The sequence below is a fragment of the Cellulosimicrobium sp. 22598 genome (assembly GCF_052044445.1).
GTDB lineage: Bacteria > Actinomycetota > Actinomycetes > Actinomycetales > Cellulomonadaceae > Cellulosimicrobium > Cellulosimicrobium cellulans_G.
The window spans coordinates 1-14,183 of the sequence record NZ_JBQEMZ010000007.1 but is presented as its reverse complement, the minus strand read 5'-3'; the positions used below and the strand labels follow the sequence as shown (position 1 = coordinate 14,183).

The window sequence follows — 14,183 nt, the reverse complement described above, 5'->3', positions numbered from 1 at the left end:
CGTCCATCTCTTCTTGTAGCAACACACCGGAACTCGCCACGTGGGGATGACGTGACCGGAGAGCACCTGGAGGAGAACATGAGCACGATCGAGCTGGTCCGCCCCGTGGCGGCCCCGTCGGAGATGATCGCCACGCCGATCGCTCCGCTGACCCGCCGCGAGCGGGTCGTCCTGTCCAACCTGTCTGAGGACGTCACGCTCGAGCAGATCGCCACCAAGCTCTTCGTCACGCGCAACACGGTCAAGTCGCAGGTCCGCAGCCTCTACCGCAAGCTCGGGGTCTCGACCCGCGCCGAGGCCGTCGCCTGGGCGCGGGCGGCCGGCCTGCGCTGACCGACGGCCCGTCCACGCCGGCGGGCCGTCGGCGTGACCGCGTCACCCGCACGACACGACGCCGTGCGACACTCCGCGTATGACTCTGCGCAGACTGGTGGTGGCCGCGGCGATCGTCGACGATCTCGTCGCTCCGCGGCTCCTGCTCAGCGCGCGCCGGTCACGGCCGTCGCACCTCGCAGGTCGCTGGGAGTTCCCCGGGGGCAAGGTCGACCCCGGTGAGACCCCGACGCAGGCGCTGCACCGCGAGCTGCGCGAGGAGCTGGGCGTCGCCGTCGAGCTCGGTGACGAGCTCGTGGGGCCCGACCACGGGACGTGGATCATCACGGACCGGCACGTCATGCGCCTGTGGTTCGCCCGGATCACCGCCGGGGAGCCCCAGCCGCTCGTGGAGCACGACGCGCTGACCTGGCTCGACGCCGGGTCCTGGCTGACCGTCCCGTGGCTCGACGCCGACGTCCGGATCGTCGAGGCGCTCGCACGCCAGGTGGCGGCCGAGGCGGTCTGACGCCGTCTGACGCGGCACCCCGTGCCCCGAGAGGAACCCGCCCCCCCTACCGGCCCGCCCGCCGTGAGTGCTGGGTAGGTGTCGTCAGGAGCGCGGTGACACGACAGATACCCAGCACTCAGCGGGGGCCGGGTCAGCCGACCGGCTGGACCCAGGGGGACGGCGCCGGGGGAGCGACGACCGGCGGGCGGTCGTTGCAGCTCGGCGCGTTGGGCACGAACCGGCCGAGCCAGTTCACGGTGCCCGGCTCCCACGGGCTGAGCGACGTGCCGTCGTTGCCGCCGAGGTCCGTGAGCGTGAACTCGGTGCCGCCGTCGGGGAAGGTGAACGCCCCGCAGTTGTTGACGCCTGCCCAGCCGACGTTGCGCGCGTCGACGTTCTCGAACGTCGCTCCGCCGCGCACGCGCGCGCTCACGACGGACGTCCCGGTGCCGTCGACCCGCACGTCCTTGAAGGCGACGCCCTCGATCGCGACCTGGTCCTTCACGCCCCAGTCGGAGACGAGCATGATCGCGTTGTACGTGCTGTCGAGATAGTGGTCGCCGGTGACGCGGACGTCGGCGTCGATGTCGCGGTCGAGCGCGTAGAACCAGATCGCGCCGAGCCCGATGTTCCAGTTGAGCTCGTACGTCCCCGCCCGAACGGCGGTGTTGTCGGTGAGGTCGAGGCGCCCCGCGAACGGCTCGGCCCCGAACCGCGACCCGACGTGCAGCCCGCTGCCCTCGCGCACCGGATCGGCGACGAGGTTCGCGCGGGCGGTGTTGTCCGTGCCGCCGTAGACCGCGATGCCGTTGGCCAGGGTGTTGGACTGGATCGTGTTGTTCTCGAACACGTTGCCCGCGTTCGCCAGCTTCTCCGACCACATGGCGAGGCCGTCGTCGCCGGAGTTCCGGACGAAGACGTTCCGCACGACCGAGTTCGTCACGCCCCCGTGGAAGTTCAGCGCGTCGGCGATCTGGTCCACGACGACGGTGTTCTCCACGCGCAGGTCGTCCATCGGGCCGTCGAACCACAGCCCCACCTTGGTGTGCTGGATGTACAGGCCGGAGATCGACGAGCTGCTCAGCGCGCCGCCGACGCCGTTGACCTGGTCGGTGTCGACGCGCTCGCGCACGTCCCCGACGATCGCGAAGTCGCGCAGGTGCACGTTCGTGCTGCCGCCCTCGTCGGCGTACCTCCCGTAGAACCCGACGCCGGTGTGCACGGACCCGTCGGGTGCGGGCGTGTCGAGCGCGACCTCCTTGCCCCGGAACACGGTGTACCAGCTCCCCGCGCCCTGGATGGTCACGTCGTCGACGAGCACGTGCCGGTTCACCTGGTACACCCCCGGCGGGACGTACACCTCGAGCCGGTGCTTCTTGGCGAACGCGATCGCCTTGTCCAGCGCGTCGGCGGAGTCGCGACGACCGGTCGGGTCGGCCCCGAAGAGCAGCGCGTTCGCGGCGAGGAGGCGCACCTTCGGGGGCGCGACCTTCTCGGAGTCCAGCAGGTCGATCACGGTCCACTCCGCGGCTCCGCTCGCGGGCACCGTGAGTCGGACGACGTCGCCCTTCTTGTACGTCTGGCCGAGCAGGAGGCGCTGCTCGTCGTAGAACTTCATGGGCCGGAACGGCTTCTCGAACGTCGGCGACGGCGACGTCTGGGCGGGGACGCACGCGCACTCGGTGACCCACCAGCCGGGCTGGAGGAGGTCCGCCGTGGGGTCGTTGGTGAACGGGTACTGGTTGTACAGGTAGGAGTACGCCGAGGTGAGCGTCATGCGCCGGTCGAGCCCGACCTTCTTGCCCTGGCGCAGGACCGACACGTCGAGCGGCGACGTGATCCCCCCGCCCGTGGGGGAGTCGGGGATCGAGTACCGGACCGTGATCGCGTTCGCGTCCGCGGGGAGCGTGAACTCCACGTTCTGCCCCGCCGTGAGCCGGACGGCCGAGCGACCCGACGCCTCGGCCTCGATCGTGTACGCGTCGCGTCCCGGGCCGATGACCGTCCCGGTCGTCACGGCGTTCTCCGCCTCCTGCTCGAGGAACGGGACGGCCGCGCCGCGTCCCTCGACGAGCGCCGGGTCGACGGCGGCCCGGGTCACCACGGCGGGCGCCGGCGGGCGGGGCTTGCCGTGGGCGAGGGCCGACGACGCGGTGCCCGCCACGAGCGTGAGGGCGACGGCCGTGGCGGCTGCGACCCGGGCGCGTCGCCGCGCCACGGGGTGATATGTGCTGCGAATCATCGTTGACCCGTCTTCTCTCGGGAGGCGGTCGGCCTCCGTGCTCACCGGAGGGTGTGCTGACCTCCGGGCCGCTGCGCAGCCGCACCTCCGCGCAGGGTCGTTCGTGCCGAACACTAGAGCGACGTCGATGCGAGCACAAGACTATGTAGCGATATTGCGGTCATTCGTCTACTTCTTGCGTCGGAGTCCTGCCCGTCGGTCGGCGGAGCGCGAGCCGTGGACATCGGCGGGCCACGTGTCTACCCTGGGTAGACGAGCGGTTCTGCCACGGTAGAAAGGTGCCCATGAGCCTCAACATCAAGAACGAGCGCACGCACGCGCTGGTGCGCCGGCTCGCGGAGACCACGGGCCAGTCGCAGACGAGCGCGATCGAGGAGGCCGTCCAGCACCGTCTCGACGAGGTGCTCGAGTCCCGGTCGAGGGGCGACGAGGCCGTCGCCGCCCGACGCGCCGAGATCGCCCGGCTTCTCGACGAGATCCGCGTCGACCTCGACGTCGATGACGTGCGCGCAGCCGAGGCGACGCTCTACGACGAGAGCGGTCTCCCTCGGTGATCGTCGACACGTCCGCGCTCGTCGCCATCGTCCTGGACGAGCCGGGCGCCGACACGCTCTCCGAGATCCTGCTCGCGGCCAGCCGTCCGCGCATGGCCGCCCCGACCCTCGTCGAGCTCTACGCCGTCCTGGACAGCCGATCGTCCCCGGCGCAGCGCCGCCGGCTCGACGCCCTCCTCGAGCTGTACGGGATCGAGGTCGAGCCCTTCACGGCCGAGCACGCCGAGATCGCCCGCGAGGCGTACCGCGAGTTCGGCCGGGGCAGCGGCCATCCGGCGCGCCTGAACCTCGGCGACTGCTTCGCGTACGCGCTGGCCGCGGCGACGCGCGACCGGCTCCTCTTCGTCGGCGACGGTTTCTCGCGCACCGACCTGCGCCCCGCGCACGAGGCCGCACCGCCGGCCTGAGCCGGGTCCGCGCGCCGCGCTCGACCCCGGACGACGCGCGGACCTGCACCGCGCCCGGTACGGTCGCCGCGTGAGCCGCCTCGGAGCCAGGACGCGTGCCTCCGCCGCCGCCGCGGGGGAGAGGGTCCCGCCGTGGGTCTCCGTCACGCTCGGCGTCGTGTGCGCGGTCGTCGGCGCGGTCCTCGTCCTGCGGCCGTTCGCGTCGCTCGCGTTGCTGGTGGTCGCGGTCGTCGTCGGAGCCGTCGTCCTCGGCGTCACGGAGCTCGTCGGGGGCCGGTCACCCGAGCGGCCCGACGACCCCGGTGCGCCGCAGTCTCCGCGGTGGCCGCACGTCGCGCGCGGCCTGCTGTTCCTCGCGCTCGCGGTGGCGGTCGTCGTGTGGCCGGCGCCGTCGATCGTCGTCGTGGCGGTCCTCGTCGGCGTCGGGCTCGTCGTCGCGGGCGTCCTGGACGGGTTCGAGGGGGCCCGGTCGGCCGGCGTCGACCGCTGGACGCGCGTCGCGCTCGGCATGGCCTCGGTGGTGCTGGGCGTCCTGGCCCTCGCGTGGCCGGACGTCACGGTGCTCGTCGTCGCGGTGGTCTTCGGCGCGCGCGTCGTGGTCCTCGGCGTCCGCCTCGTCGTCGCCGGGGTCCGCCGCGCTCGCGGGCCGGCGGGACCGTCCGGCGCCACCGACGGTGCCGTGCCCGGCGGCGGGGGAGGCGCGCCCGCAGCGCCCGGCACGTCCGAGCCTCGCCGCCACGGCCGGGTGGCGCTCGTCGGCGCGGTCCTGGCGGTGGTCGCGGCCGGCGCGCTCGCGGCCGTCAGCGTCGGGCTGCACCGTGCGGCGCCGCAGGTCGACGCGTTCTACGACCCGCCCGCGTCCGTCCCGGGCGAGCCCGGTCGGCTCCTGCGCGCGGAGCCGTTCACGCGCGAGATCCCCGACGGTGCGACGGCGTGGCGCATCCTCTACACGACCACCCGCGACGAGGGCGAGCCCGCGGTGGCGAGCGGGATCGTCGTCGTGCCGGACTCCCTCCGGGACGACGCCGCGCCGCCCGTGATCGCGTGGGCCCACGGCACGACGGGCTACGCCCGGGGCTGTGCGCCGTCGGTCCTCGCCGAGCCGTTCGAGTCCGGCGCGTTCTTCCTGCTCGACGACGTCCTCGCGCACGGCTGGGCGCTCGTCGCCACGGACTACGTGGGCCTGGGGACCGACGGCCCGCACCCGTACCTCGTCGGGCAGGGCGAGGCGCGGTCCGTGCTCGACGCCGTCCGCGCCGCGCGGGAGCTGGACGGCGCGACGCTCGGCGAGCAGACCGTCGTCTGGGGACATTCGCAGGGCGGCCACGCCGCGCTGTGGACCGGTGCGGTCGCCCCGGAGTACGCGCCCGACGTCCCCCTCGCGGGCGTCGCCGCGCTCGCGCCCGCGAGCGACCTCACCGGCCTCGTGCCCCACCTGGAGAACGTCGCGGGCGGCAGCGTCTTCGCGTCGTTCGTCGTGGAGGCGTACGACGCGATCTACCCGGACAGCGACGCGGCGGGGTACGTCCGGCCCGGTGCGCGGTTCGTCGTGCGGGAGATGGCGTCGCGCTGCCTGTCGGAGCCGAGCGCGCTCGTCTCGGTCGCGGAGGCCCTGTCGATGGACCAGCCGCTGTGGACGACCGACCCGACGACCGGCCCGCTCGGCGAGCGCCTGGCCGAGAACGTGCCGACGGGTCCGGTCGCCGCGCCGCTGCTCGTCGCCCAGGGGGCTTCCGACACGCTGATCCTCCCGACGGCGCAGGAGGCGTACGTCGGCGCGCGGTGCGCGGCCGGGCAGCCGGTCGACTACCGCACCTACCAGGGCCGGGACCACGTCGGGCTCGTGCAGGCGGACTCGCCCGCGGCGACGGACCTCGTGCGGTGGACCGAGGCGCGGCTCGCGGGCGAGCCGCCGACCCCGACGTGCGCCGCCGGGTGACCGGTCCTCAGGGAGCGACCAGACCGCCGTCGGGCGCGCGTACGCCCGCGGCCCACGCGTCGTGGCCCGCGAGGTCCGCGGGGTAGCGGGCCGCGGCGCGCTCGTCGAGGTCGACGCCGAACCCGGGCGCGTCGTGCGGGCGCAGCCAGCCGTCCACGATCCGCAGCGTGCCGGGGAAGACCTCGTGCACGGCGTCGGAGTACACGTGGCCCTCCTGGATGCCGAACGCGGTCGACGTGACGTCGAGCGCGACGTTCGCCGCCGCGCCCACCGGGGAGGTGTCGCCCGGCGCGTGCCAGGCCGTGCGCACCCCGACCAGCTCGGCGGCGGTCGCGAGCGCCCGGCCCGCGCTGAGCCCCCCGATCGCGCTGATGTGGCACCGGATCAGGTCGACGCCGCCACCGAGGACGAGCCGGGCGGCGTCGGGGAACGACGTCGCGAGCTCGCCGACCGCGATCGGCACCGGTGACGCCGCGCGCACCTCGGGCAGGCGGTCCCAGTGCTCCGGCGCGAGGACGTCCTCGAGGAAGAACGGGCGGTACGGCTCGAGGGCTCGCGCGAGCATCACGGCCTGCTTGGGGGTGAGGCGCGAGTGGACGTCGTGCAGCAGCTCGACCTGCTCGCCGAGCGCCTCGCGGGCGGCGGCGAAGAGCCGGGGCGTGCGGCGCAGGTACTCCTCGACGCTCCACCCGCGCGGGTTGGGCGCGGCGGGGTAGCCCGGCTCGGGGTCGGCGGCCGTGCCGTAGTGGCCGATGCCCGGCTGGCCGGTCTGGATGCGCACGTGCCGCCACCCGGCGTCGACGATCCGGTGCGCGTCGTCGATCGTCTCCTCGACGGTGCGCCCGCTCGCGTGGAGGTACGTGTCGGCGGCGTCGCGCACCTTGCCGCCCAGCAGCTCGTGCACCGGCATGCCCGCGCGCTTGCCGGCGATGTCCCACAGCGCCATGTCGAGCCCGCTGATCGCGTTGTTCCCCACTGGCCCCTCGCGCCAGTACGGCGCGAGGCGCACGAGGCGCACCAGGTCGCCGACGTCGCCGGGGTAGCGACCGACGACGATCCGCTCGAGGTGCTGCTCCACGTACGCGGCCACCGCGTGCCAGCGCTGCGTGTACGTCGCGCACCCGAGCCCGTAGAGGCCGGGCACGTTCGTGTCGACGCGCACCACGACGAGCGGGATGCCGTCCGGCGCCGTGACGATCGCGCGCACGCCCGTGATGCGCGTGCCGTCGCGCGCGGGCCACGGGTTCGCGAACGCCGGGTCGACGGGGTGGACGGTGCTGAGCGGGGCGTCGGTCACGGGGTCTCCGGGGTGGGTCGGGCGTCGGGCTGGGTGCGGGGCCGGGCGGCAGTCCCGCCGTCGGGTGGGGCGGGCGCGTCGTCCGGGCGGTGGAGCGAGTGCCGCGGCCGGAAGCCGAGCAGCTCGCGCGCGCGGCGCGTGTCGACGAGGCCGTCGCGCGGCCCGATCGCGCGGGTGAGGGGTACCTCGGGCGCGTAGCGGGCGAGGAGCTCCGGGGTCGGGGCGTCCAGGAGCGTGTCGTCGGCGGCGAGCCCGACGACGTGCGCGCCCGTGAGGTCGGCCGTCAGCCCGGCCTCGATCGCCGCGACCGCGTCGCGCAGGTCCAGGTAGGCCCAGCCCTCGCGTGCCATGACGCGCGGGTCGCGGGCGACGGCGGCCGCGGTCTCCCGGAGCCCGGCGGCGTCGCGCACGTGCGGGAAGCGCAGCGCGACGACGTCGAGACCCCACCGGCGCCACGCGGCCCGGGCAGCAGCCTCGTCCGCCTGCTTCGAGAGCGAGTAGGCGTCGGCGACGTCGGCCGGCACGTCCTCGTCGAGCGGGTAGTAGGCGGGGTGCACGTCGTGGGGGTTCATGGGGACCCCGAACGCGTTGATGCTGCTCGCGAGCACCGCGCGCCGCACGCCCTGCTCGCCCGCGAGCGAGAGCACGGCCCAGGTCGCCGTCGTGTTGGTCGCGTACACCTCGAGCGGGGTGCCCAGGTTCGGGTGCGGGATCGCCGCGAGGTGGACGACGGCGTCCGCGCCCTCGAGCCCGCGGCCCACGTCCTCGGGGGAGCGGGCGTCGCCGACGACGAGCCGGTCGGCGGGGCAGGGGTGCTCGAACGCGGTGGACAGGGCCGTGACGACGTACCCGCGGTCGAGGAGATGCTGCACGGTCGCGCGGCCGATACCGCCGTCGGCGCCGGTGACGAGGACGCGCGTCATGCCCTCACCCTACGTCCCGGTCAGGCCTTGTCGTCGCGTTCTTGCGGGCTGTCTGTCGTCGTCTTGCTCTCCGGGGTGGCGGCGATCGCCCGCGCGCGCAGCATGCTCGCGACGTCCGCGAGCGTGCTGCCCACCGCGCGCGGCGCGCGCTCGGGGCGGAGGTAGCGGGCGTCGTCGTCCCCGTCGTCGATGTCGCCCCGCAGCGCGTCGGCACCGGTCCAGGGCGGCGGGGCGTCGGCCGGGACGGCGGTCGCCGTCGTCGCTCCCGGCACCACGCGGCCGCCCCCGGCTCGCCACGCGAGCGTCGCGTCGACGAGGCGGCGGTACACGCCCGCGTCGAGCGGGTCGCGGAGCCACGCGTCCGCCGCCTCGGCGACGTGCCGCGCGAGCCGCGCGTCCTGCTCGGTCATGCGGTCTCCTCGGGCGCTCGTTCCTGCTGCGCGCGAGCCTAGTCCCGGCCGATCGTCGCCACCGGACGACAGCCCTCCGGGAGGCGGGTGCACACCGAGGGTATACACCGAGTGTGCACCTGTGGTTCACTCGCCCCATGACGGTCCCCATGGCGATGCTCGCGCTGCTCGACACCGGTCCTGCGCACGGGTTCGTGCTCAAGCGGAGGTACGACGGACTGCTCGGCCACGAGCGCGAGCTGCGGTACGGGCAGGTCTACGCGACCCTCTCCCGGCTCGAACGCGACGGGCTCGCGGCGGGCGTCGGGGTCGAGCCCGGAGCGGGGGCTGACCGCAAGGTGTACGCCATCACGCCCGGCGGCGTCGCCGAGCTCGACCGCTGGCTCACGACCCCGAACCTCCCGGGCGGACGCCCGAGCGAGCTGTTCACACGGGTCGTGCTGGCGCTCGCGAGCGGGCGGGAGGTCACGGGGATCCTCGACGCCCAGCGCGACGTGTACCTCGTCCGGATGCGCGAGCTCACGGCCGCGCGCCGGGCGGGCGACGCCGTCGACCGGCTCGCGGGCGACTACGAGACGGCGCACCTCGAGGCGGACCTGCGCTGGATCGAGGTCGCTGGGGCGCGGCTGGGGGACCTGCGCCGTGACGTCGCGGAGGCGCTGGGCGCGCCAGCGGCGGGCGCGCACCCGGAGGCCCCGGCCGGCGACGACGGCGGTGCCCGGTGAGCGACGGGGCGGCGCGGGACGTGGTGCTGTCGGCGCGCCGGATCGAGCACGCGTACGGCGCCGACCCCGTGCTGCGCGGGGTCGACCTCGACGTCGTCGCGGGCGAGGTCGTCGCGCTCATGGGGCCTTCCGGCTCCGGAAAGTCGACGCTGCTCCACCTCCTCGCCAGCCTGCTCGTGCCGGACGCCGGCCAGGTGCGGCTGCTCGGCCGGAGGCTCGACACCCTGGGGGAGCGCGCCCGCGCGCAGGTGCGCCTGCGTGACCTGGGCTTCGTGTTCCAGTTCGGCGACCTCGTGCCCGAGCTGACGGTCGTGGAGAACGTCGAGCTGCCCCTGCGGCTGCTCGGCACCCGGCGGCGCGAGGCGCGGTCGGTCGCGCTCGGGCAGCTCGACCTCCTCGGCATCGCCGACCTCGCCGACCGACGCCTCGTCGAGGTCTCGGGCGGGCAGGCGCAGCGCGCCGCGGTCGCCCGTGCGCTCGTCCACCGGCCCGCCGTCGTGCTGGCCGACGAGCCCACCGGCGCGCTCGACACCGTGGCGGGCGAGCTGGTGCTCGAGGCGCTCGTCGGCGCCGCGCGCGACACGCGGACCGCGGTCCTGCTCGTCACGCACGAGGTCGGCGTCGCGGCCTGGGCCGACCGCGACGTGCAGATCCGCGACGGCCGCGTGCGCCCGACGGCGGTCCTCGCGTGAGCCCTCTCGTCCTCCTCGGCGCGCGTCTCGTCCGGGCCGGCGGACCGCTGCGCGCCGTCTCGCTCGTGACCGGGTGCGCCGTCGCCGTCGCGCTCCTCGCAGCCGCGTGGGCCCTTCCGGACGCGCTGTACCCGGTCGTGCGGCCCGGAGACGTGAACCCGCAGCGCGGTGTGCTCGTCTCGCTGCTCGCGCTCGTCGTCGTCCCGGTCGCGGCGCTCCTGCTCGCCGTGGGGCGGCTGTCCTCGACGGTCCGCGACCGGCGGCTCGCGGCCCTGCACCTCCTCGGCGTGAGCCGGGCGCGGCTCGCTCTCGTCGCCGCGGTCGAGAACGGGATCCCCGCGCTGCTGGGTGCGGGACTCGGTGCCGTGGGGTTCGTCGTGGTCCGGGGTGTGCTGGAGCACCTGCTCGACCCGGTGCTGCGGGCGCCGATCACGGGCGGATGGCGCCTCGCCACGGTCGTGCTCGGCGTCGTCGTGCTGTCCGTCGTCCTCGCCCTCGCGTCGTTCCGGCGGCTCGACGACCCGCGCGCCGCGACGAGCGAGTCCGCCCGGCCCCGGCTCTCGCTCTGGCGGCTCGCCCCTGTGCCCGTCGCCCTCGCCTGCTTCGGGATCCTGCTGACGACCCCGCCCGACGAGGTGGACGACGCGACGGTCGTGGCGCTGCTCGTCGGTCTCGCCGCCTCCGGGGTCGCCGTCGTCCTGGTCACGCCCCTGGTCTCCTCGCGGGTCTCCGGGACGCTCACCCGCACGGGGAGCGTGCCCGCGCTGCTCGCCGGCAGGGCGGTCCAGACCCAGCCCGCGGCGACCGGCCGCCGCGTCGTCGCTCTCGGCCTGACGGTCTTCGTCGCTTTCGCCGCCGCGGGGTACCTCGGCGTCTACGAGTCCACGCCGCACCTGGCGTACGCGATCCACAGCATCGAGGAGGGCCCGCAGCGGATGTTCGTCACGGCGGGCGACTCGCAGGAGGACCTGCGCGACAAGGTGCTCCCCGCCGTGGAGCGGGTCGACGGCGTGCTCGACGCCGAGCTCTCCTACGCCGTCGACCCCGTGACGTGCGCCGAGGGCGACGGGTCGGACTGCCCGTCCGTCTACGTGGGCACGTGCGAGCGGCTCGGGCGCGCGATCGTCGTGGCCGGCTGCCGCGACGACCAGGCGGCGTGGATCGTGCACGGCGCCGGCGACGCGTCCCCGGCGTGGGCGCCCGAGCGGGTCGACACGCTGCTCCTCGCCGACCGGGACTCCGGCGCCACGCACACCGTCCCGCTGCCCGGCGAGATGACGCAGGACGACGACGCCGTGACGTCGCAACGTCCCCTGGGTGGAGCGTCGTACGACGTGTTCGTGCCGCAAGGGCTCGCGGACGGCTGGGGCGTCCGGGTCTCGGGTGCCGAGCTCACGGCCCTCGGCGGGCCGGACGTGCGGGAGCGGCTGCTGGCCGTCGTCGAGGCGCACGGTGCCTGGGGAGACGTGCCCGAGCTGCACGACTACCGCCAGGTCGTCACCGTGCGCACCACGGTGTGGAGCGTCGTCGGGATCGCCGTCGCGGTGTCGCTCCTGACGTACGGACTGACGACGATCGACCGCGCGCGGGAGCGGCGCCGCGGACGCGCGCGGCTCATGGCCGTCGGCGTCCCCGCCCGGGTGCTGCGCCGCGCGCAGGCACTCGCCGGCGCCCTGCCGCTCGTCGTCGCGGTCGTGGTCGGTACCGGTCTCGGCGTCGTGGCGACGGCGGCGTACTCCCACGTCGCCGGAGCCGTGTTCGCGATCGAGCCGACCGTCCTCGCGCTCATGATCGCCACCGTCCTCGTGGGAGCGCTGGCCGTCTCGCTCGCGACCCTGCCTCTCACACGGAGCACGGTCACGGCGGAGGCCCTCCGGCAGGAGTGACGCGGCGCGTTGCGAGTGCCCGCGCGGCGCGCGACGGTGGCGAGCGGAGGTGGTCGCCGTGGCCGACGTGTTCCCCCGGATCGCCCAGGTCGTGCTCGACACGACCGACGCGCGCGCGCTCGCCGAGTTCTACCGTGCACTGTTCGGGCTCGCGTACCGCGCGGGCGACGAGCCGCCGCCGGCGGGCGACCCGGACCCGGCGGGTGCGGACTGGCTCGTGCTGCGCGCCGCGCCGGGCGGGGTTCAGCTCGCGTTCCAGCAGGTCGGCGCGCTCCCGCCGTCGACCTGGCCGGACGAGGGCGTGCCGCAGCAGCTCCACCTCGACTGCACCGTGCCGGACGTCGCGGAGCTCGACCGGCAGCACGAGCGCGCCCTCGCGCTCGGGGCGCGCCTGCTCCACGACCGCTCGGACGACCCGGAGGAACCGCTGCGCGTCTACGCCGACCCGGCGGGCCACCCCTTCTGCGTCTTCGTCGGCTGACCGCCGGAGATCGACCCTTGCATACCCCCCACCGGTATAGTACCTTCACCGCCAGATACCCCCATGGGGTATCTGGCGACGGGTTGCCGTCGCCTCGCGTGCCGCCGTCCCCGGCGGCCGGACAGGGCCTTCGAGGCCCGGAGGAGGACGCTCGATGTCGGACGCATCGAGGCGGGGGTGGGCCCTCGGGCTCATCGCCACCGCGCAGTTCATGGTCATCATGGACACCTCGATCATCGGGGTGGCCCTCCCACGCATCCAGGAGGACCTGGGCTTCACGCCGGGGAACCTGTCGTGGGTCTTCAACGCGTACGTCGTCGCGTTCGCCGGGCTCCTGCTCCTCGGGGGCCGGCTCGCCGACCTCTTCGGCGCCCGGCGCATCTTCGCGATCGGCTGGGCGGTGCTGCTCGTCGGCTCCGTCGTCGCCGGGGCGGCCGAGACCGTCGCGGTCGAGCTCACCGGGCGCGTGGTCCAGGGTGCCGGCGCCGCGCTCGTCGCCCCCGCCGCGCTCACGCTGCTCATGTCGATCTTCGGGTCCAGCCCTCGGGAGCTCACGCGGGCGCTCGCGGTCTACGGTGCCGCCGCACCCGCGGGCGGTACGGCCGGCGTCTTCCTCGGTGGGCTCATCACCGAGTACGCGAGCTGGCCGTGGGTGTTCTGGATCAACGTGCCGATCGCCGTGCTCGTGCTCGCCGTCACCCGGGTCCTGCTCCCCGCCGGTTCGACCACGCGGGGGTCCGTCGACGTCGTGGGCGCGCTCACGGTCACCGTGGGCCTCGGTGCCCTCGTCTTCGCGGTCGTGCGGGCGCCCGAGGTCGGGTGGGGCGCGGCGCAGACGTGGGTCGTGCTCGGCGCGGCGCTCCTGCTGCTCGTCGGCTTCGTCGTCAGCCAGGCCCGACGCAGCGAGCCGCTCGTCCCGCTGCGGATCTTCCGGACCCCGAACCTCGGGGCGGCGAACCTCGCCCAGGCGCTGCTCGGCGCGGCCTGGGTCGCGATGTGGTTCTACCTCAACCTGTATCTGCAGCAGGTCCTCGGGCTGGGCGCCTTCGCCTCCGGCGCCGCCCTCGTGCCGATGACCGCGCTCGTCATGGTCGGGATGGTCGCGCTCGCGCCGCGCCTCATCGCCCGCTGGGGGAGCAAGGCCCTGGTCGTCGCCGGTCTGCTGGTCCTCGCGGTCGGTCTCGGGTGGCTCTCGTTCGTCCGGCCCGACGGCGCGTACGCCGTCGACGTCCTGCCCGCGACGCTCGTCGCGGCGCTCGGGATGTCGCTCGCCTTCATCCCGTCGCTCGGGACCGCGATCTCCAGCGCCCCGCCCCAGGACGGCGGCCTCGCGTCCGGGATCGTCAACACGAGCTACCAGGTGGGGTCCGCCCTCGGCCTCGCCGCGATGACGGCCGTCGGCGCGGCGTTCGGGGCGACCGCGAGCGACGACCTCGTCGCGCTCACCGACGGGTACTCGGCGGTGTTCCTCGGGGCCGGGGTCGTCGCGCTCGTCGCGGCGCTCCTCAGCGCGGTGCTGCTCCGCACGCCGCCCCGCACCGGGGCCGGCGAGCCGGCGCGCGAGAGCGAGACCGTCGGCGCGTGAGCCGCGCACGACACGCCGCGGGCGGTCGCGGGCGACGCGCGCGACCGCCCGCGGCGTGCCCGGCGCCGAGCGAACAGGTCAGGCGGACTTCTCCCGCGGGGTGCGGCTGCGCGCGGTGGAGGTGCGCGGCACGATCGTGGGGTTCACGTTGTCCAGCACGACCTCACGCGTGATCACGACCCGCTCCACGTCATCACGCGACGGCACGTCGAACATCAC

General features: G+C 75.0%; 14 protein-coding genes and 1 pseudogene. 10 read left to right on the top strand and 5 right to left on the bottom strand.

Features of this window, described 5'->3' with window-relative positions:
* The first annotated feature begins 123 nt into the window (after positions 1–123).
* Complete coding sequence (locus ACTJIY_RS09105; protein WP_253052488.1) at positions 124–333, top strand: helix-turn-helix domain-containing protein; 210 nt, start codon at positions 124–126, stop codon at positions 331–333.
* Between the two features lie 79 nt (positions 334–412).
* On the top strand, positions 413–841 hold the full coding sequence (locus ACTJIY_RS09100) for a (deoxy)nucleoside triphosphate pyrophosphohydrolase (RefSeq protein ID WP_253051658.1): 429 nt from the start codon (positions 413–415) through the stop codon (positions 839–841).
* A gap of 133 nt (positions 842–974) precedes the next feature.
* Here ACTJIY_RS09100 and ACTJIY_RS09095 read toward each other — a convergent pair whose 3' ends face one another.
* Positions 975–3,065 (bottom strand): glycosyl hydrolase family 28-related protein, encoded by a 2,091-nt coding sequence (locus tag ACTJIY_RS09095; RefSeq protein ID WP_440673690.1) that lies wholly within the window; start codon positions 3,063–3,065, stop codon positions 975–977.
* Positions 3,066–3,349: 284 nt separating this feature from the next.
* Here ACTJIY_RS09095 and ACTJIY_RS09090 point away from each other — a divergent pair, with 284 nt between their 5' ends.
* The 3 genes from ACTJIY_RS09090 to ACTJIY_RS09080 all read left to right on the top strand — a co-directional run bounded on the left by ACTJIY_RS09090 (position 3,350) and on the right by ACTJIY_RS09080 (position 5,965).
* Positions 3,350–3,619, top strand: coding sequence for a type II toxin-antitoxin system VapB family antitoxin (locus ACTJIY_RS09090; RefSeq protein ID WP_253051660.1), 270 nt, complete (start codon positions 3,350–3,352; stop codon positions 3,617–3,619).
* Entirely contained in the window at positions 3,616–4,026 is a 411-nt protein-coding gene (locus ACTJIY_RS09085) for a type II toxin-antitoxin system VapC family toxin (protein ID WP_253051661.1), read from the top strand. The genes ACTJIY_RS09090 and ACTJIY_RS09085 overlap by 4 nt, the downstream gene beginning before the upstream one ends.
* A gap of 70 nt (positions 4,027–4,096) precedes the next feature.
* Entirely contained in the window at positions 4,097–5,965 is a 1,869-nt protein-coding gene (locus ACTJIY_RS09080) for a lipase family protein (protein ID WP_440673691.1), read from the top strand.
* 7 nt (positions 5,966–5,972) lie between these two features.
* Here ACTJIY_RS09080 and ACTJIY_RS09075 read toward each other — a convergent pair whose 3' ends face one another.
* Genes ACTJIY_RS09075 through ACTJIY_RS09065 form a run of 3 tightly spaced genes read right to left on the bottom strand, consistent with a single transcriptional unit; the run spans position 5,973 to position 8,595 of the window.
* A complete protein-coding gene (locus tag ACTJIY_RS09075; protein ID WP_253051663.1) occupies positions 5,973–7,262 on the bottom strand; it encodes an enolase C-terminal domain-like protein in 1,290 nt (429 codons plus the stop codon).
* On the bottom strand, positions 7,259–8,185 hold the full coding sequence (locus ACTJIY_RS09070) for an NAD-dependent epimerase/dehydratase family protein (protein ID WP_253051664.1): 927 nt from the start codon (positions 8,183–8,185) through the stop codon (positions 7,259–7,261). The genes ACTJIY_RS09075 and ACTJIY_RS09070 overlap by 4 nt, the downstream gene beginning before the upstream one ends.
* Positions 8,186–8,205: 20 nt before the next feature.
* Complete coding sequence (locus ACTJIY_RS09065; RefSeq protein WP_253051665.1) at positions 8,206–8,595, bottom strand: hypothetical protein; 390 nt, start codon at positions 8,593–8,595, stop codon at positions 8,206–8,208.
* Between the two features lie 137 nt (positions 8,596–8,732).
* On the opposite strand from ACTJIY_RS09065, the gene ACTJIY_RS09060 reads away from it, so the two are divergent.
* From ACTJIY_RS09060 to ACTJIY_RS09040, 5 genes are all read left to right on the top strand, one after another.
* A complete protein-coding gene (locus ACTJIY_RS09060; RefSeq protein WP_353707001.1) occupies positions 8,733–9,320 on the top strand; it encodes a PadR family transcriptional regulator in 588 nt (195 codons plus the stop codon).
* The gene (locus tag ACTJIY_RS09055) at positions 9,317–10,012 is read left to right on the top strand and encodes an ABC transporter ATP-binding protein (RefSeq protein ID WP_440673692.1); all 696 of its coding nucleotides are present in this window, start codon (positions 9,317–9,319) and stop codon (positions 10,010–10,012) included. The genes ACTJIY_RS09060 and ACTJIY_RS09055 overlap by 4 nt, the downstream gene beginning before the upstream one ends.
* Positions 10,009–11,898, top strand: a complete 1,890-nt coding sequence (locus ACTJIY_RS09050) for a hypothetical protein (protein ID WP_439157949.1) — start codon at positions 10,009–10,011, stop codon at positions 11,896–11,898. The genes ACTJIY_RS09055 and ACTJIY_RS09050 overlap by 4 nt, the downstream gene beginning before the upstream one ends.
* Positions 11,899–11,956: 58 nt before the next feature.
* Complete coding sequence (locus tag ACTJIY_RS09045) at positions 11,957–12,379, top strand: VOC family protein (protein WP_439157948.1); 423 nt, start codon at positions 11,957–11,959, stop codon at positions 12,377–12,379.
* A 154-nt stretch (positions 12,380–12,533) separates the two neighbouring features.
* Positions 12,534–13,964: an MFS transporter gene (locus tag ACTJIY_RS09040; RefSeq protein ID WP_440673693.1), complete on the top strand. Its 1,431-nt coding sequence runs from the start codon at positions 12,534–12,536 to the stop codon at positions 13,962–13,964.
* 78 nt (positions 13,965–14,042) lie between these two features.
* On the opposite strand, the pseudogene ACTJIY_RS09035 reads toward ACTJIY_RS09040, so the two are convergent.
* A pseudogene (locus ACTJIY_RS09035) lies at positions 14,043–14,183 on the bottom strand (ATP-dependent Clp protease ATP-binding subunit ClpX); the annotation flags it as partial.